The sequence below is a fragment of the Streptomyces sp. H27-C3 genome (assembly GCF_030063415.1).
GTDB lineage: Bacteria > Actinomycetota > Actinomycetes > Streptomycetales > Streptomycetaceae > Streptomyces.
In genome coordinates this window covers 300534-326362 of the sequence record NZ_JASITA010000003.1, presented here as the reverse complement: position 1 = coordinate 326362, position 25829 = coordinate 300534, and the positions used below count along the sequence as shown (strand labels likewise).

At 71.4% G+C, this 25829-nt stretch carries 18 protein-coding genes; 10 read left to right on the top strand and 8 right to left on the bottom strand.

Annotation, left to right across the window (positions count from 1 at the left end; translation table 11 throughout):
* Positions 1-11: 11 nt before the first annotated feature.
* A complete protein-coding gene (gene eccB, locus QMK30_RS04795; RefSeq protein ID WP_283515866.1) occupies positions 12-1544 on the bottom strand; it encodes a type VII secretion protein EccB in 1533 nt (510 codons plus the stop codon).
* A 184-nt stretch (positions 1545-1728) separates the two neighbouring features.
* Here eccB and eccE point away from each other — a divergent pair, with 184 nt between their 5' ends.
* From eccE to QMK30_RS04750, 9 genes are all read left to right on the top strand, one after another.
* A complete protein-coding gene (gene eccE, locus QMK30_RS04790; protein WP_283515865.1) occupies positions 1729-3102 on the top strand; it encodes a type VII secretion protein EccE in 1374 nt (457 codons plus the stop codon).
* A complete protein-coding gene (locus tag QMK30_RS04785) occupies positions 3099-3815 on the top strand; it encodes a hypothetical protein (protein WP_283515864.1) in 717 nt (238 codons plus the stop codon). The genes eccE and QMK30_RS04785 overlap by 4 nt, the downstream gene beginning before the upstream one ends.
* Positions 3816-3948: 133 nt before the next feature.
* Complete coding sequence (locus QMK30_RS04780; RefSeq protein ID WP_283515863.1) at positions 3949-4182, top strand: DUF397 domain-containing protein; 234 nt, start codon at positions 3949-3951, stop codon at positions 4180-4182.
* A gap of 555 nt (positions 4183-4737) precedes the next feature.
* Positions 4738-8298 (top strand): SCO5717 family growth-regulating ATPase, encoded by a 3561-nt coding sequence (locus tag QMK30_RS04775; protein WP_283515862.1) that lies wholly within the window; start codon positions 4738-4740, stop codon positions 8296-8298.
* A 220-nt stretch (positions 8299-8518) separates the two neighbouring features.
* Entirely contained in the window at positions 8519-10372 is a 1854-nt protein-coding gene (locus QMK30_RS04770) for an ABC transporter substrate-binding protein (protein ID WP_283515861.1), read from the top strand.
* A gap of 3 nt (positions 10373-10375) precedes the next feature.
* Positions 10376-11446 carry an ABC transporter permease gene (locus QMK30_RS04765; RefSeq protein WP_283515860.1) on the top strand — a complete coding sequence of 357 codons (1071 nt, stop codon included), beginning with the start codon at positions 10376-10378 and terminating at the stop codon, positions 11444-11446.
* Positions 11443-12381 (top strand): ABC transporter permease, encoded by a 939-nt coding sequence (locus QMK30_RS04760; protein ID WP_283515859.1) that lies wholly within the window; start codon positions 11443-11445, stop codon positions 12379-12381. Before QMK30_RS04765 ends, QMK30_RS04760 begins: the two co-directional genes overlap by 4 nt.
* On the top strand, positions 12378-13379 hold the full coding sequence (locus QMK30_RS04755) for an ABC transporter ATP-binding protein (protein WP_502963059.1): 1002 nt from the start codon (positions 12378-12380) through the stop codon (positions 13377-13379). The genes QMK30_RS04760 and QMK30_RS04755 overlap by 4 nt, the downstream gene beginning before the upstream one ends.
* Before the next feature lie 274 nt (positions 13380-13653).
* Positions 13654-14652: an ABC transporter ATP-binding protein gene (locus tag QMK30_RS04750; protein WP_283515856.1), complete on the top strand. Its 999-nt coding sequence runs from the start codon at positions 13654-13656 to the stop codon at positions 14650-14652.
* 74 nt (positions 14653-14726) lie between these two features.
* Here QMK30_RS04750 and QMK30_RS04745 read toward each other — a convergent pair whose 3' ends face one another.
* On the bottom strand, positions 14727-15320 hold the full coding sequence (locus QMK30_RS04745; protein ID WP_283515855.1) for a TetR/AcrR family transcriptional regulator: 594 nt from the start codon (positions 15318-15320) through the stop codon (positions 14727-14729).
* 80 nt (positions 15321-15400) lie between these two features.
* On the opposite strand from QMK30_RS04745, the gene QMK30_RS04740 reads away from it, so the two are divergent.
* Positions 15401-15808: a VOC family protein gene (locus tag QMK30_RS04740; RefSeq protein WP_283515853.1), complete on the top strand. Its 408-nt coding sequence runs from the start codon at positions 15401-15403 to the stop codon at positions 15806-15808.
* Positions 15809-15838: 30 nt separating this feature from the next.
* On the opposite strand, the gene QMK30_RS04735 is transcribed toward QMK30_RS04740, so the two are convergent.
* The 6 genes from QMK30_RS04735 to infB all read right to left on the bottom strand — a co-directional run bounded on the left by QMK30_RS04735 (position 15839) and on the right by infB (position 25796).
* On the bottom strand, positions 15839-16789 hold the full coding sequence (locus tag QMK30_RS04735) for a bifunctional riboflavin kinase/FAD synthetase (RefSeq protein ID WP_283515852.1): 951 nt from the start codon (positions 16787-16789) through the stop codon (positions 15839-15841).
* Positions 16790-16832: 43 nt separating this feature from the next.
* Positions 16833-20612, bottom strand: coding sequence for a trypsin-like peptidase domain-containing protein (locus tag QMK30_RS04730; RefSeq protein WP_283515851.1), 3780 nt, complete (start codon positions 20610-20612; stop codon positions 16833-16835).
* 230 nt (positions 20613-20842) lie between these two features.
* Positions 20843-21742 (bottom strand): tRNA pseudouridine(55) synthase TruB, encoded by a 900-nt coding sequence (gene truB, locus QMK30_RS04725; RefSeq protein WP_283515850.1) that lies wholly within the window; start codon positions 21740-21742, stop codon positions 20843-20845.
* Positions 21739-22191, bottom strand: coding sequence for a 30S ribosome-binding factor RbfA (rbfA, locus tag QMK30_RS04720; protein ID WP_283515849.1), 453 nt, complete (start codon positions 22189-22191; stop codon positions 21739-21741). The genes truB and rbfA overlap by 4 nt, the downstream gene beginning before the upstream one ends.
* A gap of 27 nt (positions 22192-22218) precedes the next feature.
* The gene (locus QMK30_RS04715; RefSeq protein ID WP_283515848.1) at positions 22219-22512 is read right to left on the bottom strand and encodes a DUF503 domain-containing protein; all 294 of its coding nucleotides are present in this window, start codon (positions 22510-22512) and stop codon (positions 22219-22221) included.
* 152 nt (positions 22513-22664) lie between these two features.
* Positions 22665-25796 carry a translation initiation factor IF-2 gene (infB, locus tag QMK30_RS04710; protein ID WP_283515847.1) on the bottom strand — a complete coding sequence of 1044 codons (3132 nt, stop codon included), beginning with the start codon at positions 25794-25796 and terminating at the stop codon, positions 22665-22667.
* Positions 25797-25829: the final 33 nt, after the last annotated feature.

The window sequence follows — 25829 nt, the reverse complement described above, 5'->3', positions numbered from 1 at the left end:
CTCCACGAACCTCACGAGCCCTGCGGCTGGCGGGCCGCGCCGGTCGACAAGCGTGGGCCCGTCGGCAGGAGTTGGGACCATGTGGCGGGAATCGGCGCCGGAGCCACGTCCTTGTATCCGAGCCTGCCCTGGGCCTCCTGAGAAGCCTGCTGCCGCGCGAGCTTCTCCTTTTTCGAGCCGGATGAGCCGATGCCGGAGTCGTCCGTCGCGCTGTCACCGTTGGACTGCATCGCATAGCGCAGCCCCGTGTCCGTGACCAGGAAGAGGAAACCCGAGTCCGTTCTGGAGCCCTGGAACTGACGGAACAACTGGCCCGATCCGGGAGTTACGTACGCGCTGCTCGACCCGGTCGGCAGTGTCTGGGGGAAGTCGGTGCCGGCCCACATGCTGAGGGTGGTTGCGCCGTTGTCCTCGTCGACCTCGCGCAGAACGTTGCAGATGGTGTTACGGCTGCCCTCACCCGGGGTCGCCGAGTTGACGGCCTCCGGAGCGAGCTGCGGCCAGTCCCTCTGCTGCCCGAAGCTCCGGCCCGGCCGGAAGAGAGCGGGGTTGACGGACTTCGCCTTGCCGTCCTTCGCCATGTCCGCCAGGGCCCGGCTGGTGAGGAGCAGCTTCGCGGTGAAGTCCGTGACCGGGGCGACCCTGCCCTTCAGCACCACGTACTGCTGACTCCTGGTGCCGTCGACCGCGACGAGAACCGTCCCGACCTTGTTCAGCTCGGGTCCCAGCTCCCCGGGTGCTCCCGCGGGGAGGTTGGGGGTATCGGGGATCGTGGGGAATGTGATGGGGTCACCCTTGTGGAGGGTGGCCAGCCAGGCAGCGGACACTCGTTGAGGTGTACGGCCGTCGCCCACCACCTGACGCAGCAGCAGCTCGTCGTTCTCCACGGCGTATGCCTTGCCTGCGGCGTCCACGATGTAGCGGGTCCGCTCGGGGCCCGGCCCCTCGACGTACAGCAGCTCACCACCGCGCAGCCGGCCGGCGCCCTCGGTCTTCTCCCGCTCGCGCTCGGCGAGGACGAACGCCGCCTTCTGGATGGCCCTGCCGCCCGCGCCGGGTCGTTCGCAGACCGCCCATCGCTTGGCGGCGGCGGCCTCCTTGTTGTCGGGCAGCCGGTCGGGGGCGTAAGGGATGCCGAGGGTGGCTCCGTGCGGGATCTTCCCGCTGTCGAGGACCGACTCGTCGACGTTGGTGACCTTGCCCTTGTCCAGGTCGAGGAGCAGCTTCGCAGAGGACATGTTCAGGACCGGGTGGAGTTGCTTCTTGCCGTCGGTCGTCAACACCACGTACCGCGTGGTCGATTTGCTGGCGATAATGACGTTCTCGCCTGGCGTGTCCCACTGCTTGGGCGCGACCGGCTTGAACATCCCCCAGGCCCCGAAGGCCGCGAGGATCACCACGCCGACGATCGCGCCGGGCACCACCGCACGCAGTGGGCGCGGCGCGCCCTCCTCCGAGCCGGTCGAGTTGGGCTGTACGAACTGCGCGATCAACCTCCGCTTCGCGAAAGTATAGGCGTTGAGTTCGTCCCGTCGTGATGCCATCTGTCCGCTGTCCCTCTCCCCCGCTGCGCGATCAGGCTCCCTCGACTCGCTGAAAGGACCTGCCGCCGTACCGGCCCCCTACTATGCACGCCGCGTGTTCGGCGCGATCGCTCAGGTAGTGTGACCGCCCGGTCAACGCCCAAGGGAAAAGGGCAGTTACGCACACGAGGGGGGCAACGCAGCAATGACTACGGCGACGCGCCGGCGCACCGGCCGGACGACCGCGCGAGTGCCCGGGACTTCCCGACGGCAACGCAGCAACGGGCAGCCGACAGCACCTCCGACTAGCCCCCAGGGCGCCCCGCCGAGCGCACCGCCGAAGACCACTCCGCGCCCCCTGTCGCGTACCAGCCGCGTCGGCCCTTTCCAGTTGCGGCAGTTGGTGCTCGTCGAGGTGGCACTCGCCGCGGTAGCGGTCGGGGTGGCGCTGGGCGGGCTCTGGCTGGTGCCCACCATCGCCGTCGCCTGCGGGCTGGTGCTGCTCGCGGTGATACGCCGCCGGGGGCACGCTCTGCAGGACTGGCTGTCGACCGCTCTCGCCCTGCGCGCGCGCATCCGGACCGCCGGGCGGCCCGCGGAATACGCGGAAGGCACAGTGGCAGTGGATCCGTCGCTGGCCCCGGTCGCCGAGAGTGTCCCGGGATTCGGTCCGTTCACGTACGTCGACCGGGACCGGCGCACCGTCGGGATGCTCGGCGACGGCACTTTCCTCACCGCGGTGGTGCGGGTCGAGGCGAGCGGTGACGCGTTGCGCCCGGCGTTCAGTGCGCGGGCGCTCCCGCTGTCCCTGCTGGGTGGCGCCCTCGAAGTGGACGACATCGTGCTGGAGTCGGTGCAGTTGGTGCAGCAGGTGCGTTCGGCGCCCGCGCCGCACCTGCCGCAGCAGTCGGTGGCCCGGCTCTCGTACGCCCCCTTGCAGGAGCGGACCGGAGCGCCCGCGCTGCGGATGACGTGGGTGGCGGTGAAGCTGGACCCGGAGCTGTGCCCGGAGGCCGTCGAGGCGCGCGGAGGCGGCATCGAAGGTGCCCAGCGCTGTCTGGTGCGGGTCGCGGACCATGTGGCGAGCCGCATCACCGGAGCCGGGTTCCGGACCGTGGTGCTGGACCAGGAAGAGCTGAACTCCACCGTGGCGACTTCCGCCTGCGCCAGCCCGATCCAGTCGGCCCGCGCGGGCCGACCGGACACCGCGCCGCGGCGGCGCACCGGGGAGACTGCGCGGGTGTGGCGGTGCGACGACCGCTGGCACACCACGTACGCCGTGGGCCGCTGGCCCGAGTTGGGGGCCGGCGCGACTCCGCTCCCGCAGCTGGTGTCTCTGCTCACCGCTGTCCCCGCGTACGCCACCACGTTCAGCCTCACCCTGCGGCGGGGCGCGCACCGGGGAGCGACGACCATGAGTGGCCATGTACGCGTCACCGGTGGGAGCGACACCGAACTGGTCGGCGTGCGCGGTGCGTTGGAGCAGGCCGCGCGGACGGCGAAGGTCGGCCTGGTACGGCTGGACCGCGAGCAACTGCCCGGTGTGCTGGCCACGCTGCCCCTGGGAGGTGCGCGATGACGGCTCGGACCGCGGCCCGTGGCCTGCGAGGCCTGCTCGGACCGCGCCACGCGGGGCACACCATCGAAACGGACCTTCTGGACGCGCTCTCGCTGCCCGTGGGGGACGACGGCGTGGTGATCGGTGACGACGCGGAGGGGCACCCACAGTTGGTGGGATTCCACCGTTCCACTCCGTACGACGTCCTGCTCATCGGCGGCCTGTGGACGGCCCAGGTACTGGCGCTGCGCGCGGCGGGCACGGGGGCTCGCGTGGCAGTGGAGACAGGGCGCGCGCCGGGGTGGACGCGCCTGGCGCACGCCGCCGGCGCGGGCCTGGAGTGCATCACGCTCCACGACGTCGGACGGGTCCCGCCGATGGGCCCGACCGTGGGCAGCCCCGTGCTGGTGGTGCGCGACTGCGGGATGCGGCCGCCGCGTGGACGCGTGGTCTCCGCGCCGTGGCAGTCGGTGCTGACCTTGCTGCCGTACGTGAGCCCGGTGGCGCCCCGGTTGATGCGGGACTCCACGCTCGTGGGCGTCCAGCGGGTGTCTCCGGAGGAGGCCGAGCAGATCGGCCGCATCCTGGGGCTGTCGCGGGCCGAGCGCGAGGCCCTGCCGACGTTGGCGGACGGCGTCACGCTGTGGTGCGCCGGACGTGAGCGGCACTGGGTGATGACGAGCGCCACGGACGCCGAGTCGGGCCTGCTGGGTGTCGCCCGGCGGATGGACTGAGCCTCCCCTACCACCTGGCCACTCTCTCGTGTGACTCTCCCCCCGGGGGCCCGGTTCTCTGGCCTAGAATGCCCGAAGTGGCCTTGGCCGCAGGGGAACTGTCGTACGTGCTGAGCGGAAGGAAGTTTGACTGATGGGGAGCGCACAGGAAAAGGAAGAGCTGTACGCCCTCGATATTTCTGGCATCGAGTGGCACAGCGCGCCCGGCACGAGCGAGAACGAGGAACGGGTCGAGATCGCTTATCTGCCCGGCGGGGCGGTGGCCATGAGGTCGTCCGTGGACCCGGAGACAGTGCTGCGGTACACCGAGGCCGAGTGGCGCGCGTTTGTACTCGGGGCGCGCGACGGGGAGTTCGACCTCCACTGACTCCCCTGGCTCCACCGGGTGGAGCCGGCTGAGACGTACGGGCCGCAGCGGTCGATGACGACGCTGCGGCCCGCTTTGGGCCGGCGGAAAGCCGGGCGTTGTTCGTGCGCGCCGATGCCCTCATCACGCGACACTTCGCGGTGGGCGTCGCGATGGACCGTCGGGTGCGCTCGCCGGTTCGCCATGACACAGGCCACAGCTGCCGATACCGGATTGTTGGGCAACGCTCGCAGGTTGACCTGAAGTGCCCTTATTTCGTGTGCATATGTACGGAACCGATCGCCTCAACCCTCACCCTCTGCCGCCAAGAGGTCACTTGGGGCCACATGAGGGCGCAGAGTGACGCACGGCGCAGTTGTCGGAGGGTGGACGGGCCTGCCGCACTGACACTGCTGACGCTTAGGCTGGGACCGTGCGCGGACCGTGCGCGGCAGGGGAACCTGCGGGCAGGAGGTCCACGGCACACACGGGGAGAGCCGGGCGGATTCGGACGACCAGGAACGGTCGCCCCCACCCACCACGGCACGAGGGTGTTCGACCACATCAGGAGGCAAAGTGAACGGCGAGCGGAACGAGAATCGCGGGGGCTGGAACACGCCCGTCGACGATCAGTCCGACGCGGAGCCCGAGATGACGGGTGAGTTCACCATCGACTACACCCCTCCTGCTTGGTATACGCAGAATGCGTCAGGGAGCGCGGGGAGTGCTCCGAGCACGCCTGCGCCCGAGAGTGCCACGCCGCCTCCGCCGCCGGCCGGGAGTCAGGTTGCCGTGCCGGGCCTGCCTGCGGGCAGTGGCTTCGAGCCCCATTGGACTCAGCCGCCGCAGGCGTCACAGGCACCTGCGCCTGCGCCCACCCCCACGTCCCTACCTGCGCCTTTCACTCCTCCGGCTGCCGCGCCGGATCCCTTCGGGGGCGGCGACCTGGAGAGCGGCGCCACAATGCGCTTCAATCCTGCGGCGCTGAAGCGCGAGATGAATGAGCGCGCCACCGCCGAAGCCGCGACCTCGGCCCAGAGCCCCGCGCCGAGCCGGGACGACGCCTCCGCACCCACGCCTACGCCCATCAACGGTGCCGATATTGCGGACAGTTCACCGGCGCCGAAGAGCGAGGCGGACCTGACCGACGTGGATGATTCGGGCGCCGACTCCGCCGCGGAGCCGTTGGCCGAGGTTCAGGTCGAGGACTCCTCGACCGCCGAGGCTGAGCACGAGGACGAGGACGAGGCTGAACACGAAGCTGACGCGGACGTCGAGAGCGTCACGAACGAGTTCGAGGGCGAGGTTGAGCCGCGTGCCGTGGCTGAGGCCCCGGACCTGCATGAGACCGGGACGCCCGACTCCATCCCCTCCGCCCCCTCGACGGTAGCCACGGGCCAGAACGCCGTGGGCGCCGAAGGCCCCCAGGACTCCGAAGGCAGCGCAACGGACGCGGGCGTGGACGAGGTGGACGAAGTCGTACGTGCTCCGGCGCCGGCCGACTCCGTGCCCGTCGGCGAGATCGCGGACGCCGCTCCCCAGGACGCCCAGCCCGTCGACGAGCCCCAGGAGACCCCGTACGCCGGGGCCCAGCCCTGGTCGCCCCCGCCGGCCCCGCAGAACGGACTGCCGCCGCTGCCCCCCGCGTTCCAGGCCGCGGCACCGACCTCGGTTCCGCAGTGGCCTGTCACGCCGCAGGCACCCGAGCCGCCCGCACCGCAGCCCCAGAGCAGCCCGGCTGCCTGGACCACTCCGCCTCCGGCGCCCACGCCGACTCCGTCGAGCGAGGCGTCGAGCTCCCCGCAATCGGCCGCTCCGCAGGGCGGGTACGCCTACCCGCAGCCCGGCGCCCCCGCTCCGGCCGCACCCCTGCCGCCACAGGCCCCGGCCCCGCAGGACGGGTACGGCTTCCCGCACCCCGGCCCACCCGCGCCCGCCGCGCAGGCCCCGGCACCGCAGCACCCGCAGGACGGCTACGGATTCCCCCGGCCCGAGGCCACAACGCCTCCGGCCCCGGCCCCGGCCCCGCAAGGTGGCTACGGGTTCCCGCAACAGCCGCAGCCCGGCGCGTCCAACCTGCCCGCGCCCGTCGCACCCCAGCCCCACACCCCGCCGCAAGCCCCGCAGGACGGGTACGGCTTCCCATACCCCGGCGCACCCGCGCCCGCCGCGCAGGCCCCGGCACCGCAGGCCCCGCAGGCCCCGCAGGCCCCGCAGAGTGGTTATGCCGCCCCGCAGTCCGGCGCACCGACGCCTCCGCAGCCGCAGCACGCCCAGGGCGGTCACGGCGTACCGCAGCAGCCCCAGCCCGGTGGCCCGTACGTGCCCCCGGTGTCCCAGCAGCACTCCCCGCAGCCCGCTACGCCCGTGCCCCCCGCCCAGCAAGCGCCGCACGGTGGTTACGGGTTCCCGCAGCAGCCGCAGCCCGGCGCGTCCAATCTGCCCGCACCCGTCGCACCGCAGCAGCAGCATCTGCAGGCACAGCAGCAGCCCTCGCAGCAGCCGCAGGCACAGGCACAGCCCCCGCACCAGCAGATGCCGCAGCAGGAAGGACCCGCCGCGCCCGTCGACCCGCGCGCCGGTGCCGCCTGGCCGACGCCCGTCGCGCACGACCAGCGCCAGCGTTCCGTGCCCGGCGCCCCGCTGGGCTACACGGCCGCCGTCGAGTTGTCCTCCGACCGCCTGCTGCGCAACAACAAGCCGAAGCCCAAGAGCAACCGCAACTCCGCGGGCGGCGGCCGCTTCAAGATCGGAGGCAAGAAGGAGGAGGCCGAGCGCCAGCGCAAGCTGGAGCTGATCCGTACGCCCGTCCTCTCCTGCTACCGGATCGCGGTCATCAGCCTCAAGGGCGGCGTCGGCAAGACCACGACGACGACCGCGCTGGGCGCGACCCTGGCCACCGAGCGGCAGGACAAGATCCTGGCGATCGACGCCAACCCGGACGCCGGCACGCTCGGCCGCCGCGTGCGGCGCGAGACCGGGGCCACCATCCGTGACCTGGTCCAGGCGATCCCGTACCTCAACAGCTACATGGACATCCGCCGCTTCACCTCACAGGCGCCCTCCGGTCTGGAGATCATCGCCAACGATGTCGACCCCGCGGTCTCCACAGCCTTCAACGACGAGGACTACCGGCGCGCGATCGGCGTGCTGGGCCAGCAGTACCCGATCATCCTCACCGACTCCGGTACCGGCCTGCTCTACAGCGCGATGCGCGGAGTGCTCGACCTCGCCGACCAGCTGATCATTGTCTCCACTCCGTCCGTGGACGGCGCGAGCAGCGCGAGCACCACGCTCGACTGGCTCTCCGCGCACGGTTACGCCGACCTGGTCGCGCGTTCCCTCACCGTCATCTCCGGGGTCCGCGAGACCGGAAAGATGATCAAGGTGGACGACATCGTGCAGCACTTCGAGACGCGCTGCCGCGGCGTGGTCGTGGTGCCTTTCGACGAGCACCTGGCCGCGGGCGCCGAGGTCGATCTCGACATGATGCGGCCGAAGACGCGCGAGTCGTACTTCCACCTCTCCGCGCTGATCGCCGAGGACTTCGTACGGGCTCAGCAGCAGCAGGGGCTGTGGACCGGCGACGGCAGCAACCCGCCGCCGCACCAGGCACCGCCGCTGCCGGGCCAGCAAGCCCCGGCCCAGCAGGTACCGGGACAGCAGGCCCCCGGCCAGCCCATGCCGGGTCACCATGCGCCCGATCAGCCCATGCCCGGCCAACAACAGCAGCAGCAGCAGCCGTACGCACCACAGCAGCCCCACCCCCAGCAACACCAGCAACCGCAACCGCCGTACGGCTTCCAGCAGCCCCACCCTCAGCAACAACAACAGCCGCAGGGGCCCTACACACAGCAGCCGCCCCAGGGCTGGCAGCAGCAGATGCCCTCCCCCGGGCAGCCGGCCGCGCACCCCGCGGGCCCGCCGCAGATTCAGCCCGGTCAGCCGTACCAGCCGGGCCAACCGATGGGCCAGCCGCCTCATTCGGCCCACCCCCAGCAGCCCGGTCAGCCGGGGCAGCCCGAGCTTCAGGGACCTGTCCCGCCCGCCGGCCGGCCCCAGCAACAGCCTCCGCAGCAGCCCCAACAACCGTCCCACCAGCAGCCGCCACAGGCTCCGCCAGCCCCTCAGCAGTAGGCTTGCGAGGGTATAGACCAATGAGGGCCCACACCGTCTCCACGGTGTGGGCCCTTCGTCATTCCTGTCACTGCTCACACCGGCATTCCCGCAGTACACACCGGGTTTTAAGCATCGTTGACGCAACCGGACCGGCGCTGATAAACCTTCGCATCACCAGCTGGCGCACCGAAATCAACCCGCCCTCCCCGTGCGAGTGATGACGCGAGGTCACCGTCCCATGGTCAAAAAGATTGCGCGCAGTACCCGGCAACGCCCCCGAATCCGAACCCTTCTGGCCGTGGGCGCAACCGCCCTCACCCTGGCCACATCAGCCGCGACTCCTCTCAACCCGGCTCCCCGCCAGGCCGCGGCGGCCGAGGGCGACGGCAAGCAGATCCTGACCGTCGCGGTCGCGCAGAGCGTCGATTCGCTCAGCCCGTTCCTGGCCCAGCGACTGGTCTCCACCAGCGTCCACCGGCTCGTGTACGAGTACCTGACGAACTACGACTCCAAGGACAACCACGCGATTCCCGGCCTGGCCGCCGCCTGGAAGCCGTCACCGGACAAGCTGACGTGGACATACACGATCCGCGAGAATTCCAAGTGGTCCGACGGCGAGCAGGTCACCGCCGAGGACGCCGCTTGGACGTTCAACAAGATGATGACCGACGAAGGCGCAGCCACCGCGAACGGCAGCTTCGTCGCGAACTTCAAGAAGGTCACCGCCCCCAGCCCCACCGAGCTGGTCATCGAGCTGAAGAAGCCGCAGGCCACCATGGCCGCGCTCGATGTGCCGATCGTGCCCAAGCACGAGTGGGAGAAGGTCGGGGACTTCTCGAAGTTCAACAACGACAAGAAGTTCCCGATCGTCGGCAACGGGCCGTTCATCCTCACCGACTACAAGGTCGACCAGTACGTCAAGCTCAAGCCGAACAAGCAGTTCTGGCGCGGGGCGCCCAAGTTCGACGAGCTCGTCCTGAAGTACTACAAGGACGGTGACGCCGCGGTCGCCGCACTCCAGAAGGGCGAGGTGTCCTTCGCGGCCAACCTCACCCCGGCCCAGGCAGCCGCCCTCGGCAAGGCCAAGAACATCAAGGTCAACGATGCGCCGGGCCGCCGCTTCTACGCGCTCGCCACCAACCCGGGCGCCCGGTCCAAGGACGGCAAGAAGTTCGGCAACGGCCATCCGGCCCTGCTCGACCCCAAGGTCCGCGAGGCCCTCTTCGCGGCCACCGACCGCAAGACCATCATCGACAAGGTCTTCCAGGGGCACGCCGTCGAGGGCGAGGGGTACATTCCGCCGCGCTTCTCGACGTACTACTGGCAGCCGGCCGGGGACCAGAAGATCGACTACGACCCGGCGAGGGCGGCTCAGCTCCTCGACGAGGCGGGCTACAAGAAGAACGGCGCCGGAAAACGCGTCGGGAAGAACGGCAAGGCCCTCGACTTCCGCATCCTGTGCCACGCCACCGACCCGAACGACAAGGCCATCGGCAAGTACATGCAGGAGTGGTGGGGCGAGCTGGGCATCGGCCTCAAGGTCGACTGCCTCGACAACGTCAGCGACCCGTGGCTGGCCGGCGAGTACGACCTGGCCTTCGACGGCTGGTCCGTCAACCCCGATCCCGACTTCGTCCTCTCCATCCACACGTGCGGCGCGCTGCCCGCCACACCCAAGGACACCGGCTCCACGGACAACTTCATCTGCGACAAGAAGCTCGACGAGCTCTACGCGAAGCAGACGGCCGAGTACGACGAGACGAAGCGCGCCGATCTGGTCAAGCAGCTGCAGTCTCGGCTGTACGACACCAAATACATGAATGTCATGGCATATCCGAACGCGGTCGAGGCGTACCGTACCGACCAGATCAAGTCGATTACGACCATGCCCTCGACGGCGGGCAATCTCTGGGGTCAGGACGGGTATTGGAGCTGGTGGTCGGCCGTACCGGCGGACAGCGCGGGCTCCGCCGGGGACAACGGGTCCTCCACGGGTCTCTACGTCGGTATCGGCGCGGCCGTCGTCCTCGCCGCCGGGCTCGGGATTCTCTTCGCCCTGCGCCGCCGTTCCACCGCGGAAGACCGTGAATAGTCCATGAGCACTGCGAACACCACCCCCCTCGTGGAGGGGACGGCCGAGGGACCGGTCCAGGTGAGGACCGGCCCCTCCGGCCCCCGCGCCCGCAATGCGGGTGCCTACCTGGTGTACGTCGCCGGGAAACTGGGCGGCGCGGCCGTCTCGCTCTTCGCCGTCCTCGTCACCAGCTTCTTCCTGTTCCGGATCCTGCCGGGCGACCCGGTGCGCACCATGACCCAGGGCCGCCAGGTGTCCGCCGAACAACTCGCCGCACTGCGGGCCCAGTTCGGGCTCGATCTGCCCGTGTGGCAACAGTTCACCGACTACTGCGGCAAGGCGCTCACCGGCGACCTCGGCACTTCGTACCAGTTCCACGCGCCCGTCAGCGATCTGATCATCGAGAAGCTGCCCGCGACGCTGCTGCTGACCGGGGTGGCCGTCGTCATCTACTCGACGCTCGGTCTGTGGCTCGGCACGCGCTCGGCGTGGCGGCACGGCGGGCTCGGCGACAAGGTCAGCACAGGGGTGGCTCTGACCCTGTGGTCCGTGCCGTCCTTCTGGCTCGGACTGCTGCTGATCATCACGTTCTCGGTGGGCATCGGGCCGATCCCCGGGATGTTCCCGACCGGTGGCATGGAGTCCGGCGACGAGACCGGTTTCGCGTACGTCGCCGATGTCGCGCACCATCTGGTGCTCCCGGTGCTGACGCTGGTCGCCGTCGGGTACGCGCAGACGCTGCTGGTCATGCGGTCGTCACTGCTGGACGAAATGGGCAGCGACTATCTGACGACCGCGCGCGCCAAGGGCTTGCGCGACGACGCGGTGCGGCGCCGGCACGCCGTACCCAATGCCCTGCTGCCCACCGTCACCATGGTCTTCATCAACCTGGGGCATGTGGCGGCCGGTTCGATCCTCGTCGAGACGGTCTTCTCCTGGCCCGGGCTCGGAGGGCTCTTCTACCAGGCGCTGAGCGTGCCCGATCTGCCGCTGGTGCAGGGGCTTTTCGTGGTGTTCGCCGGAGCGATGATCGTGATGAATCTCCTCGCCGACCTGCTCTATCCGCTGCTCGATCCCCGGGTGGGCCGATGACGACCGCGAAGAAACCTGCCGAAGGCACCGCGGAGAAGACCGCCGCCACGGGCCGCTCCCTGGCCTGGGTACGGCGCCGCCACTCCGTGGCCCGGTTCTGGCGCTCGTACCGCAAGCAGCGGGCCGGGCTGCTCGGCCTCTGCGCCCTGATCCTGATCGCCCTGATCGCGCTCGCCGCGCCGCTGCTCGTCGGCGGCGACGTACAGAGTGTGACGAACGCGCCCGGCACGGCGCTGGAGTCGCCGAGCGGTGAATTCCCGCTCGGTACCGACCAGTTCGGGCGCTCCCTGCTCGGGCTGCTGATCTGGGGCGCGCGGATCTCGCTGACCGTGGGCCTGCTGGCCGCCGCGCTGTCGGTGGCCATCGGCTCGCTCGTCGGCATCATCTCCGGGCACTTCGGGGGCTGGTTCTCGACCGTGCTCATGCGGATCACCGACTGGTTCCTGGTGATGCCGACCCTGGTGCTCGCGATCGTGCTGGCCACCGTGATGTCACGCAGCGTGTGGACGGTGATCCTGGCGATCGGCGTCACCAGCTGGCCGACGACGGCCCGTCTGGTGCGGGCGCAGACTCTCGCCGTCGAGTCGCGTCCCTACATCGAGCGGGCGACGGCGCTCGGCGGCGGCCACAGCCACATCATGACCCGCCACGTGCTGCCCAATGTCATGCCGCTGGTCCTCGCCCAGACGACGCTCGGCATCTCCAACGCCATTCTCACCGAGGCGACGCTGGCCTTCCTCGGCCTCGGCGACCCGAACGTCGTCTCGTGGGGCGGCATGCTCCAGGACGCGCGGGAGGCGGGTGCGGTCAGCTCGGGCCACTGGTGGTACCTGGCGCCGCCCGGCATCGCCATCGCCATCGTCGCGCTCGCCTTCACGCTCTGCGGGCGCGCCGTCGAGTCCGTACTCAATCCGAAGCTGGGGGCCACCCGTTGAGCGCGCCGATCACGCGGAGTCCACAACTCGGAGTGCCGCTGCTCGAAGTGAAGGGCCTGCACGTCACGTACGGCGTCGGGACCCGGGCCGTACGCGGTGTGGACCTGAGCGTCGACACCGGGCAGAAGCTGGGCATCGCGGGCGAGTCCGGCTGCGGAAAGTCGACGCTGGCACTCGCGCTGCTGCGGCTGCTGCCCGCCTCCGCCCGGGTCAGCGGCGAGATCCTGCTCGACGGTGAGGACGTTCTCACCATGAAGTGGGGCAGGCTGCGGGCCGTTCGGTGGGCGGGGGCTTCGATCATCTTCCAAGGTGCGATGCACTCCCTCAACGCGGTCCATCGGGTCGGGGACCAGATCGCGGAGCCGATCCTGCTGCACCGGAAGTCCACTCCGGCAGCCGCGCGCAAGCGGGTCGCCGGGCTTCTGGAGCAGGTGGGGCTGCCGGGCTCGCGCGCCGAGGCCTACCCGCACGAGCTGTCTGGCGGCCAGCGACAGCGGGTGATGATCGCGATGGCGCTGGCCTGCGCGCCACGGCTGATCATCGCCGACGAACCGACCACCGCGCTCGATGTCATGATCCAGGCTCAGATTCTGCGGCTGATCGAGCAGTTGGTGGCCGACCAGGACATCAGCCTGCTGATGATCAGCCACGATCTGTCGGTGCTGGCCGACACGTGCGACCGGCTCGCGGTCATGTACGCGGGGCGGATCGTCGAGGAGGGCCCGGCTCAGCAGGTGTTCGCCGAGGCGCGGCATCCCTACGGCGTGGCCCTGTCTGCGGCGTTCCCCCGGATCGGCGACCCGGCTTCGCGGCGGGCGCCGCGGGGGCTGCCGGGTGATCCGCCGGATCCGTCCGCCCTGCCGGGCGGCTGTACGTTCCATCCGCGGTGCCCGGTCGCGCTGGATGTGTGCACGACGGAGGACCAGGTGTTGCGGGTGGCCGGGGCGGGGCGGCGGGCGGCGTGCGTGCGGGTTGATGCGGCGGCGCGGTCGTCGTGAACCGGGGGGCTTTCCCCTACCCGCCCCCTTCCCACATCTGGGGCTCCGCCCAGACCTCGGTCCTCAAGCGCCGGACGGGCTGAAATGGGCAGGGTTTTCAGCCCGTCCGGCGTTTGAGGACACGCCCGCAGGGCGTCCGGGGGTCTGGGGGCTTGCCCCCAGCTTCGGGAAGGGGAAGGTAGGGGAACAGCGCCGCAAGCAACCGCACCCCGCCCACGCACCCGCACTCAACCCCCTCGCCCGCCCACCCCCACCCCATCCGGAGTCGCCAGACATGAGCGCCACGCCTCTCCTCTCCGCCGCCGGCCTGCACGTCACCTTTCCCGGCCGCCGCGGCGCCCCCGCCGCCCGCGCCGTCGACGGCGTCGACCTCGACATCCGCCCCGGCGAAATCGTCGCGCTGGTCGGCGAGTCCGGGTGCGGCAAGACCACCCTCGCCCGGAGCCTGCTCGGCCTGGTACCGCCCACCTCGGGCGCCGTCACCTTCGGCGGCCGGCCACTGGACTACCGTTCACGGGCCCTGAAGGCGTACCGCAAGCGCGTACAGCTGGTGCTTCAGGACCCGAGCGGCTCGCTCAACCCCCGCCACACCGTGTACGACGCCGTGTCCGAGGGGCTGCGCATCCACGGGTACGCGGGCGACGAGCGGGAAGCGGTCGCCGGGGCCCTGTCGCGCGCCGGGCTGCGACCGCCCGAGCGGTTCTTCCTTCGGTATCCGCACGAGCTCTCCGGCGGCCAGCGTCAGCGCGTCGTCATCGCGGGCGCACTCGTCCTCGATCCCGAACTCATCGTCGCCGACGAGCCGGTGGCCTCGCTGGACGCATCCGTACGGGGTGAGATCCTGGCGCTCCTGCTGTCGCTGCGCGACGAACTGGGCCTCTCCGCGCTGGTGGTCACCCACGACCTCGGTCTGGCCTGGAACATCGCCGACCGCGTGGCGGTGATGTATCTGGGCCGGATCGTGGAGACCGGCCCCGCCGAGCAGGTGCTGACGACTCCTCAGCACCCATACACCCAGGCATTGTTGTCCGTCCTGCCGGAATCCGGCGAGCAGCCGGTCATCCTCACCGGTGAACCGCCGGACCCGTCCCGCATCCCCGGCGGCTGCCGCTTCCACGCCCGGTGCCAGATCCTCGCGTCCGGCGAGGCCGCGCGGGCCGGCGTCAACTCCGCGTGCCGCACGACGCCGCTGCCCGTGCTGACCGGCGCCGAGGAGGCACAGGTCGCGTGCCACTGGGCGGCGGCGGCCCACGCACCGGCGCCGGCCTCCTAGCGCCTCCGACCACACAGCGGCGCGGGGTTCTTCGCCGCCGCCCGCACCCCGGCGCAGCCCCAGGCGCCCCCGCCCTACGGCCGCACGCGCAGCGCCTCCAGCATCTGCGCGAGTGCGGCCCTGGTGTCGGTCAGGTCCGCGGGGTTCTCCGAGGTGGCCAGCCACAGGGCGGCCTCGTTCATCGCACCCGACAGCAGATGGGTCAGCGGCGCGACCGGCTGCGGGGTGATCGTCCCGTCCTCGATCAGCGCGCCGAGCTCTTCGGCCAGGTGGCGGGCCGACGCGGCCTCGTCCAGTTCGCGCCACTCCCGCCAGCCCAGTACCGCCGGCCCGTCGACCAGCATGATGCGCTGAATGTCCGGGTCGGTGCTCGCGGTGAGGAACTCCTGGCATCCGGCGGTCAGTTGCGCCCACGGATCCTGCTGCTCGTCGGCGACGGCGGCCACCCGCCGCGCCACCTCCTGCTGGACCTGTTCGAGCACCGCGCGGAACAGATCGGCCTTGCTGTCGAACTGGTGGTAGAGCGCGCCCTTGGTGACTCCCACGGCGCGCACGATCTCCGAGAGGCCCACCGCGCCGTACCCCCGGGTCGCGAACAGCCTTCTGCTCTCGCGCAGCAGAGCCCGCCTGGTCTGCTCGCGCTGCTGCGCCCTGCCGCCCTCGGTCATCGCACTCCATCCGTTGACATACCGCCGGTACGTCAATACATTCAATTCACATACCGATGGCATGCGAAGGGGAGGTCCCTATGCTGACCAGCTTCTATCCGGTGATCTGCACGCCGACGCTGCAGGAATCCCGGGACTTCTACACAGGCCTGCTGGGATTCGAGACGACTTTCGAGGCCGACTGGTACGTGAGCCTGCGGCGCACCGGACCGCTGCCGTACGAGCTCGCCCTGCTCGACCACACCCACCCGACGCTGCCCTCGGCGTACCGCCTCCAGGTCCAGGGGCTGCTGCTCAACTTCGAGGTGGAGGACGTGGACGCGGAGTGGGAGCGGCTGGTCGTGCGCGCGGGCCTGAAGCCCGAACTGGAGCTGCGCAGCGAGGACTTCGGTCAGCGGCACTTCATCGTGGCCGATCCGAGCGGGGTGTTGATCGATGTCATCACCCCCATCGCTCCCGGCACGGCCTTCACCGAGCAGTACACGTAACGGATCACGACACATGGCGTCGCGCCCCGATCAGCCGGTGTACGCCCCGATGAGCTCGCTCGCGCGCTTCACGTCGGCCCCGATGGCCACCAGGAGCGCGTCGATCGACTCGAACTTCTCCATACCGCGTACGTACGCGAGGAAGTCGACGGCGACATGCAGTCCGTACAGATCAAGGCCCACGCGGTCGATGGCGTACGCCTCGACCGTCCGCTCCGTGCCGTCGAACTGCGGGTTCGTGCCGACCGAGATCGCGGCGGGCATCGTCTCGCCGTCGGCGGTCAGCCAGCCCGCGTACACGCCGTCCGCGGGGATCGCGGTGTGCGGCAGCGTCTCGACGTTGGCGGTCGGGTAACCGAGCTCGCGGCCGCGCTGCGCACCGCGCACCACGATGCCCTCGACGCGGTGCGGGCGGCCCAGGATCTCCATGGCGCCCGCGACATCGCCCTCGGCGACGAGCCGACGGGTCAGTGTGGAGGAGAACGGCTCGCCGCCGCCCGCCTCGCCGCGCACATACAGGTCGACGACCTCGACCTCGTAGTCGTAACTCGGCCCGAGCTCGGCCAGCAGCGCCACATTGCCCGCCGCCCGGTGCCCGAAGCGGAAGTTGGGACCCTCTATGACGGCGCGCGCGTGCAACTTGTCGACCAGGACCTTCGCGATGAACTCGGCCGGTGACAGCTTCGAGAACTCGGTGGTGAACGGGAGGATCAGCAGCGCGTCCACGCCCAGCTCGGCCATCAGTTCGGCGCGGCGGTGGTGCGGGGCCAGCAGCGGCGGATGGCTGCCGGGGCGTACCACCTCGCTGGGGTGCGGGTCGAAGGTGACGACGACCGACGGGAGGCCGAGCTCACGGGCGCGGTGCACCGCCCGGCCGATGATCAACTGGTGTCCGCGGTGCACACCGTCGTAGGAGCCGATGGTGACGACGCTGCGTCCCCAGTCCTGGGGGATGTCCTCCAAGCCACGCCAGCGCTGCACTGTGACCGCTCCTCGCCCGAACCTGTGTACGTGGGATTGACTCTTACGCAGGTCTAAGACTGCCATGCCCGAGGCCTGCGGCTCGCATCGGCATGGGGGTGCTGAGGGTCTCGACCGTCCGGCGGGCACTCGGTCCGATCACCACCGCCCATTCCTGCGGCGCGGCGGCCAGCCATCCGGCGACCAGCGCGGCGAATCCGGGTACCTCGCGGGCCAGCTCGACCAGCCGCCGGTCGAAGCAGGTCGCGCCCTCGGGCGTACGGACGAGGAGCAGCCCGGTGCGGTGCACCAGGTCCCGGGTCCGGGCCTCGGCCCTGCTCCCGGCGCCGAGCGCAGCGGCGCGCAGCAGGGCGTCGAGCACGGCCAGGTCCCTGGCCTCGTACTGCTCGTACTCCATCAGTACGTCGAGCAGCTCGGCCCGCAGCGGACGCGAGGCGCGGCTGCCAGGTGCGGCGAGCACGGGGGCCAGGGCGCGCCGCACCTGGACGGGACGGCCCCGCAGCAGGCTGGTGACCAGAGGGAAGAGCACGGCCCGGCAGGCGGGGCCGTGCTCCATGCGCCGGTCCACGTACGCGGCGGCGTGCGCGGCGCCCTCGGGGCTGCGGTCGACGTACTCCCGGACGAGCGCGGCGGCGCGGCGGGCCAGCGCGGGCGTGTTGACGTCGGCGAGGGCGCGCAGCACTTCCCCCGCCGCCTCGCCTCCTCGCGCGAGGCGAGCCTGGAAGGCGGCGAGCACGGGCTCGGGGTGGGTGAGGAGCGCCGTGGTGAGGGCACTTGCGGGCAGCTGCGGTTGGCCGGCGGCAAACGCCACGAGTGCGTCGGGCAGATACCGGGACCTGGTGTGCGGATCGCGTACGAGCAGGGCGAGCGCCGGGCCGTGCAGGGTGGCGTCGGCCGGCCGCGCGAGCAGCGAGAGCGCGGCGTACCGCAGCAGCTCGCAGTCGGCGTCGGACGTCACGTGCGGGGCGGTGGCCAGCCCGTAGGCCGCGGCCGCGACCCGCCGGCCCGGCCGTTCGGCGTCGTGGGCCCAGCGGTCGACGGCCCGGCAGAGCGCGGAGGGCTCCTCCTCGGCGAGGGCGGCGAGCAGCTCGTCGGCGCGGGGGTGCGCGCAGCCGACGAGAGTCTCGGTCAGATCGTCGATGGCCGGCTCGCGGCGCGCGTACAGCAGTGCCTGGGCGGCCCCTGCGACGGTGGGCCGTACGGCCGCGCCGTCCGCCGCTGGCAGCGGCCGCTCGTCGTCGAACCAGCGGCACAGCAACGGTTGTACGTTCCCGGGCCCGTCGGCGAGCAGCCGCGCGACGGCGTCCAGGTACCGCTCCTGCGGGGCGGGACCGCCCGGCGCCCCGTCGGCGGGCACCAGTCGGCGCAGCAGATCGATGCGCTCCGCCTCGTCCACCCACAGCGCATCCCAGAACCAGGGTCCGAACTCGGCGAAGCCGCCAAGGTGTTCGGGCCCGCCCTCACGGACGGAGCGGCCGGTGACACGGTCGGCGAGATGGCGCAGGACGGGCAGATACGGCTCGATGTCGACCACGCGCAGCAGGGCCTCCCCGAGCAGATGGGCGGCCCACCAACTGGCGTCGCCCGCGCGCGTGACGACCGGTCCGGCAGCCGCCGGATCGCGGGTCTCGGCAGCTCCGACAGCCGCTGGGGCGCCGGTATCCGCCAGGCCCGCAGCCGCCGGTCCGCCGCTCTTCGTCGCCGGATCCGGCCGGGACTTCAGGCTGTCCAGCGCGTCGATCAGGCCCTCCAGCCTGCGGGCCAACGCAGCCGGGCCGTGGTCGCGGCCCAGGAGCAACAGCGCCTGCACGACCGGCCCGATGCGGTGCCGCGGCACGGGCAGGGAACGACGGGTGCCGGCCTCGTCCGCAGTACCCGCGTCGGCGTGCGAGCCCGGCGGGGGCGGGACGTACGGCGGGCCAGGACGCGGGCTCGCGGCCCGTCGCGAGGGGAGGCGGACCGGCGCCCGCGCGCTGCCCGACGCGGAACCCGCGCCCGGATCCGATGCGTCGGGGGAGCCGGGCACGTCCTCGCGCTCGCGATGGACCAGGGCGTGCAGCGCGGCGTCGAGGTCCAGATGCGCGCCCTGCACCCAGTCCGCGAACTCCTCGTGGGCGAACCGGTATCCACCGCCCGCGGGCACCAGCAGCCCCTCTGTCAGCACCGCGGACGCCCACCCCGTACGCCACGGGAAGATCTCCTCGAAGGATTCGCGGTCCAGCTCGCCCTGACCAGGCCCCAGGCACCGCCGCGCCGCCTCGTGCACCTGCCCCGAGACCTTCGCCGCCAGCCGCCCGACCGCCGAGCCCCGCAGCGAGGGCCGGGCCGCCGCCGCCAGCCGCACCGCGACCCGCAGGCACATCAGGTCCAGGTGCGCGGCGAACACCTCGTCGCGGCCCGGCCGCCCCTCGACGTCCTCCGGCAGCGCCTCCCGCACCTCCGCCAGCAGCCGCAGCGTCAGCGGATGCCGGGCGTCGCGCTGCGTGAGCACCGTGTCCCCGATGCCGTACCGCTTGCGCGCCCGCTGCGCCTGGCGCGCGGACAGGTCACCGACGCGGACGGCCGCGGGCAGCCTGCGCGCCGGGCGTCCGGGCCGGTGCAGCGCTCCGCGCGGGAACAACTCCCCGGCCTGCTCCCAGTGCTCGGGCCGACAGGCGACGACCAGCCGCACCCCGGCGGTCCGCAGCCAACTCGCCGTCCCCGCAGCCCATTCGGGCAGTCGGTGCGCGAGCACGGGCGGCATCTCCTCGGGGCCGTCGAGGAGCACGAGCAGGGGCCGGCCGGCGTCGAGAGCCAGCCGTGCGACACGCTCGGGGGTCGCCGGGGCCGGGTCGTCCCCCTCCCCCGAGGCGGCGACGATCCGCCCGGCCTGCCGCAGGGCGCGCGCCATCGCGTCCGCGACCGACCGGTCACCTGCCCGCAGATCGGCGCCGCGCAGCCACAGCGTCGGGGCCGGTTCGGCGCCCTGGGCCCGCCGGGCGGCCAGCGCGGCCAGCTCCGTCGTGCGGCCGGTCCCCGGATCGCCGACCAGGCCGAGCACCAGGGAACCGGCGGACGCCTCGAAGGACACGAACTCCCGGGTGATGTCGGGTCGTTCGACCGGGTCCTGGCGGCTGCTCGGCCCGCCGACGGATCCGACGCAGGTCGCGGTGAGCTGGAGCGCGCCCGCGAGGTTGAGGTCGCGCCCGTAACCGGGGACGGTCGCCGCGTTGCGCCGCAGCAGCTCGGCCAGCGGGCCGTGCGGGTCGGTGGCGGCGGCTTCCCGCAGTGGCACGGCGAAGCCCGCTCCCCTGCGCCCCGACTGCAGCGCGGTGCCGAGCACGGCGAGCACCGCACCGGTCGCGGCGTCGACGACGGGCCCGCCGGTGGCTTCCCCGCCGAGCCGCAGCGCATCGCTGCCGGCCGTCCCGATCGCCAACTCCACTGCGCAGTCCACCAGATGGAAACGATCGGTGGCCGTGTAGGTGACCGAGGCCGGGCCGAGGACCCGTGCGTCACGCCAGCCGTGCGCCACCAGTCGTACGTACGTCCCCGTCTCGACCCCGTCCCGGGCGGTGACCGGTACCGGCCGCACTCCGAGCCCCTCGGTGCGCACCAGCGCGAGATCCATCTCGGGGAGCGCGGTGATCGCGTCGGCCTCGGCGAGGCAGGTCCGCTCGCCGGGCGCGTGCAGCACGACGCGGGTCAGGCCGTCGACGGCCTCGTGGCTGGTGATGACGGTGCCCCGGTCGTCCGCGACGAATCCGGTCCCGCGCGGGCGTCCTGCCAGGTCGCAGATCCGCACCAGCGTGACCGGCGACACCGGCACATCCCGTACCGCCATCGCCGACCTCCCGCCGCCCGTACTTCCCGACGGTAGGTCGCGAGTGATCAGCAGGAGAAGGACGCACAGCGAAAGCGCCCCCCAGTGCACCCTCTATTCACTCCGAGCGCCTGCCCATTGGGGTGAATTCGCGGGGCTGGGTGGACAGACCCCTTGCGAGGGGGATCGTGGAGCGGACAGCCGGGGGGCTGTCCGCTCCACGATGGGGCCCGCCGCGTGTCGTACTGGGGTCAGCCGAAGACCGCGAGGCTCTTCGCCTTGCCGCGGCTCTCCTCGACCAGGGCGAGGAAGCGCCCCTCGGGGTCGAAGACGGCGACCGGGCTGGTCTCGTACGACGGCATGTCGAGCCGTACGCCGTTCGTCAGCAGGCCCGCGCGCTTCTCGTCCACGTCCCAGCGCGGGAAGGCGGCCGCGGCGGCGTCCGCGATCGGCATGACCGCGAAGTCCGCCTGGAGCTGCTCCAGCGTCTTCGCCGCGTCGAGCCCGTACGGGCCGACCCTGGTGCGCCGCAGCGCGGCCAGGTGTCCGCCGACGCCGAGCCCGGCGCCGAGGTCACGGGCGAGGGCGCGGATGTACGTACCGGAGGAGCAGACCACCGAGACGATCAGGTCGACGACGGGAGTCCCGTCCTCGGCCACCGCCTCGCGCACGTCATGCACCTGGAAGGACGAGACGGTGACCGGCCTGGCCGGGATCTCGAACTCCTCGCCCTCGCGCACCCGCGAGTACGACCGCTTGCCGTCGATCTTGATGGCACTGACCTTGGAAGGCACCTGCATGATCGCGCCGCTCAGTGCGGCGACCCCCGCCTCGATGCCTTCCCGGCGCACCCCGGAGGCGTCGACGGAGGCGATGATCTCGCCCTCCGCGTCGTCCGTGATGGTGGACTGGCCGAGCCGGATCGTACCGAGGTACTCCTTCTCGGTCAGTGCGAGATGGCCGAGCAGCTTGGTGGCCTTCTCGATGCCGAGGACGAGCACCCCCGTGGCCATCGGGTCCAGGGTGCCCGCGTGGCCGACGCGCCGGGTCTTGGCGATCCCGCGCATCTTGGCGACTACGTCGTGCGAAGTGAAGCCGGACGGCTTGTCGACAATGACAAGGCCGTCCGGCGTCGTGGTGGAACGCTTCATTCCGCGGTTTCGTCCTCGGTCTCGTCGTCCTCTTCGTCCTTGCGGTACGGGTCGGCGTCCCCGGCGTACGTCTTGCCGGTCGACACCTCGCGCACCTCGGCGTCCTTGGCACGCGCCTTGTCGAGGAGGTCCTCCATGGTGCGCGCGTTGTCCGGCAGGGCGTCCAGGACGAAGGCCAGGGAAGGCGTGTGCCGCACCCCGGTCTGCCGGCCGACCTCGGAGCGCAGGACGCCCTTGGCGCTCTCCAGCGCGGCCGCCGATGCGGCGCGCTCCTCTTCGTCGCCGTAGACCGTGTAGAAGACCGTGGCCTCCCGCAGGTCACCGGTGACCCGGGCGTCCGTGATGGTCACGAAGCCCAGCCGCGGATCCTTGATACGCCGGTCCAGGGTCTCCGCGACCACGACCTGGATGCGATCGGCCAGCTTGCGGGCCCGCGCTTTGTCGGTCACCGGTCCGTCTCCTCTTTCGCTTTCATTTCAGTCTTCGTCGCCGTGCAGCCGCCGTCGAACCGACAGCAGCTCCACCTCGGGCCGGGCGGCGATCATTCGCTCGCACCGGTCCAGTACGTCTGTGAGATGCCCCGTCTCCCCGGACACCACCGCCAGGCCGATCTCGGCCCTGCGGTGAAGGTCCTGGTCCCCGACTTCCGCCGCGCTCACTGCGAATTTGCGCTGCAGCTCGGCGACGATCGGGCGGACGATGGAGCGCTTCTCCTTCAACGACCGTACGTCGCCGAGGAGCAGATCGAAGGACAGTGTCCCCACATACATGTGTGTCCGGATGTCCCGCCGGTGCGGGTTCGTGTCCCCGCCAGGGCTTGGCAGGGACACAAGAACCGTACACGCAACGGCCGGGGCCGATCGACGGAAATAACGCTCCGGCGACCGGCCCCGACCGACGCTGTACGGATCAGCTGCACGGCTTAGCCGCGCGGCTTCTCCCGCATCTCGTACGTCGCGATGACGTCGTCGATCTTGATGTCGTTGAAGTTGCCGAGGTTGATACCGCCCTCGAACCCTTCGCGGATCTCGGTGACGTCGTCCTTGAAGCGGCGCAGACCCTGGATGTTGAGGTCCTCCGCCACGACCTTGCCGTCGCGGACGAGTCGCGCCTTCGTGTTGCGCTTGACCTCGCCCGAGCGGATGAGGACACCGGCGATGTTGCCCAGCTTGGACGAGCGGAAGACCTCTCGGATCTCCGCCGTACCGAGCTCGACCTCTTCGTACTCCGGCTTGAGCATCCCCTTGAGGGCTGCCTCGATCTCCTCGATGGCCTGGTAGATCACCGAGTAGTAGCGGACGTCGACGCCCTCGCGCTCCGCCATCTGCGCGGCGCGACCGGCCGCACGGACGTTGAAGCCGATGACGATGGCGTCGGAGCCCATCGCCAGGTCGATGTCGGACTCGGTGACCGCACCCACACCGCGGTGTAGGACCCGGATCTCGACCTCTTCGCCGACGTCGAGCTGGAGCAGCGAAGCCTCAAGAGCCTCCACCGAACCGGACGCGTCGCCCTTGATGATGATGTTGAGGTCCTGAATGAGACCGGCCTTGAGCACCGAGTCGAGGTCCTCGAGGGACACCCGGCGGGTGCGCTTGGCGAAGGCCGCGTTGCGCTCACGCGCCGCACGCTTCTCGGCGATCTGACGCGCCGTACGGTCCTCTTCGACGACGAGGAAGTTGTCGCCTGCGCCGGGGACGTTGGTGAGACCCAGGACCAGGACGGGGGTCGAAGGACCCGCTTCCTCGACGTTGTTGCCGTTGTCGTCGAGCATCGCCCTGACGCGGCCGTACGCGTCACCGGCGACCATCGTGTCACCGACGCGGAGCGTGCCGCGCTGGACGAGGACGGTGGCGACCGCGCCGCGGCCCTTGTCGAGGTGAGCCTCGATGGCAATACCCTGCGCGTCCATCTCCGCGTTCGCACGGAGGTCGAGCGAGGCGTCCGCGGTGAGGACCACGGCCTCCAGCAGGCTCTCGATGTTGAGGCCCTGCCGTGCGGAGATGTCGACGAACATCGTGTCGCCGCCGTACTCCTCCGCCACCAGACCGAACTCGGTGAGCTGACCGCGCACCTTGACCGGGTCGGCACCTTCGACGTCGATCTTGTTGACCGCGACCACGATCGGCACGTTGGCCGCCTTGGCGTGGTTCAGCGCCTCGATCGTCTGCGGCATCACACCGTCGTTCGCCGCGACCACGAGGATCGCGATGTCGGTGGACTTCGCACCACGGGCACGCATGGCGGTGAACGCCTCGTGGCCGGGGGTGTCGATGAAGGTGATGGCGCGCTCTTCACCGTTGACCTCGGTGGCGACCTGGTACGCACCGATGTGCTGCGTGATACCGCCGGCCTCGCCCGCAACGACGTTCGTCTTGCGGATCGCGTCCAGCAGTCGGGTCTTTCCGTGGTCGACGTGACCCATGACGGTCACGACCGGCGGACGGGAGACGAGCATTTCCTCGCCGCCCTCGTTCTCACCGAACTCGATGGAGAAGGACTCGAGAAGCTCGCGGTCCTCTTCCTCCGGGCTGACGATCTCGAGAACGTAGTTCATCTCGTTCGCGAGGAGCTGCAGCGTGTCGTCGGAGACGGACTGCGTTGCCGTCACCATCTCGCCGACGTTCATCATCACGGCGACGAGCGACGCCGGGTTGGCGTTGATCTTCTCCGCGAAGTCGGTGAGGGAGGCACCGCGCGACAGCCGGACCGTCTGGCCCTGGCCACGCGGCAGCATGACGCCGCCCACGGACGGGGCCTGCATGGCCTCGTACTCCTGGCGCCTCTGACGCTTCGACTTGCGGCCACGACGCGCGGGCCCACCGGGACGGCCGAAGGCGCCCTGCGTTCCACCACGTGCGTTGGGACCACCGGGACGACCGCCACCGGGGCGACCGGCGAAACCGCCGCCACCACCGGCACCGCCACCGGGACGGCCGGCGAAACCGCCGCCACCACCGGGTCGACCGCCACCGGGACCAGCCGGACGACCTGCGAAGCCGCCGCCTGCGGGGCGACCCGCACCAGCGCCGCCACCGGGACGACCAGCGCCACCGGTACCGGGACCACGGCCACCGCCGGGGCCGCCACCGGGACGGGGAGTACCGGCCGCGGGGCGCGTCGGCATCATGCCCGGGTTCGGACGGTTGCCCGCGGGGGCACCACCCGGACGCGGGGCGCCGCCCTGCGGACGGGGCATGCCGCCGGGGGACGGACGAGCGCCGCCCTGGCCCTGCGGACGCGGAGCGCCGCCGGGACCACCCTGGGGACGCGGAGCGCCACCGGGAGCCGCCGGAGCGCCGGGGCGCGGGGCGCCACCGGGACGGGGAGCCCCGGGACGCGCCATGCCGGTGGAACCACCGGACGTGAACGGGTTGTTTCCGGGGCGGGGACCCGCGGGACGGGCACCACCCGGTCGCGGGGCCTGCTGGCCCGCGGGACGGGCCGGACGCTCGCCACCGCGGCGGTCGTCACGCGGGGCGCCGCCGTCACGGCCACCGTCACGCTGACCGGCGGCCGGAGCCGGACGGGCAGGGGACGCGGCGGGACGCGGGCCGGGAGTGGCACCGGCGGGACGCGGGGCCTGCTGCGCGGGCGCAGCGGGCTGGGCCGGCTCCGGAGCCGAGAACTCGGCTACGGGCACCGGCGCCGGGGTGGGCTTGACCGGCGCGGGCTTGGGACCCGGACGCGGGCCGGCGGCCGGCGCGGACGTCTCGGGGGCGCTGCTCTGCGGGGCCTCGGCAACGGCCGGCTTGGGGGCCGGGACGCCGGGCTTGGGAGCAGCGGGACGTGCTGCCGCCGGGGCCTCGGACGAGGAAGCCGTCGGGGACGGCTTGGCGGGCGCTGCCTTACGGGGCGCGCCAGGCTTCGCGGCGGGCTTCGCGGCGTTGCCGCCGGGGCCCTGCAAAGCGTCAGTCAACTTACGTACTACCGGCGCCTCGATGGTCGAGGAAGCCGAACGGACGAATTCACCAAGTTCTTGGAGCTTGGCCATGACGACCTTGCTCTCAACACCGAACTCCTTGGCGAGTTCGTATACCCGGACCTTAGCCACTTCGCTCCTTTTAGGTCCGGGTTACCGCCGGAC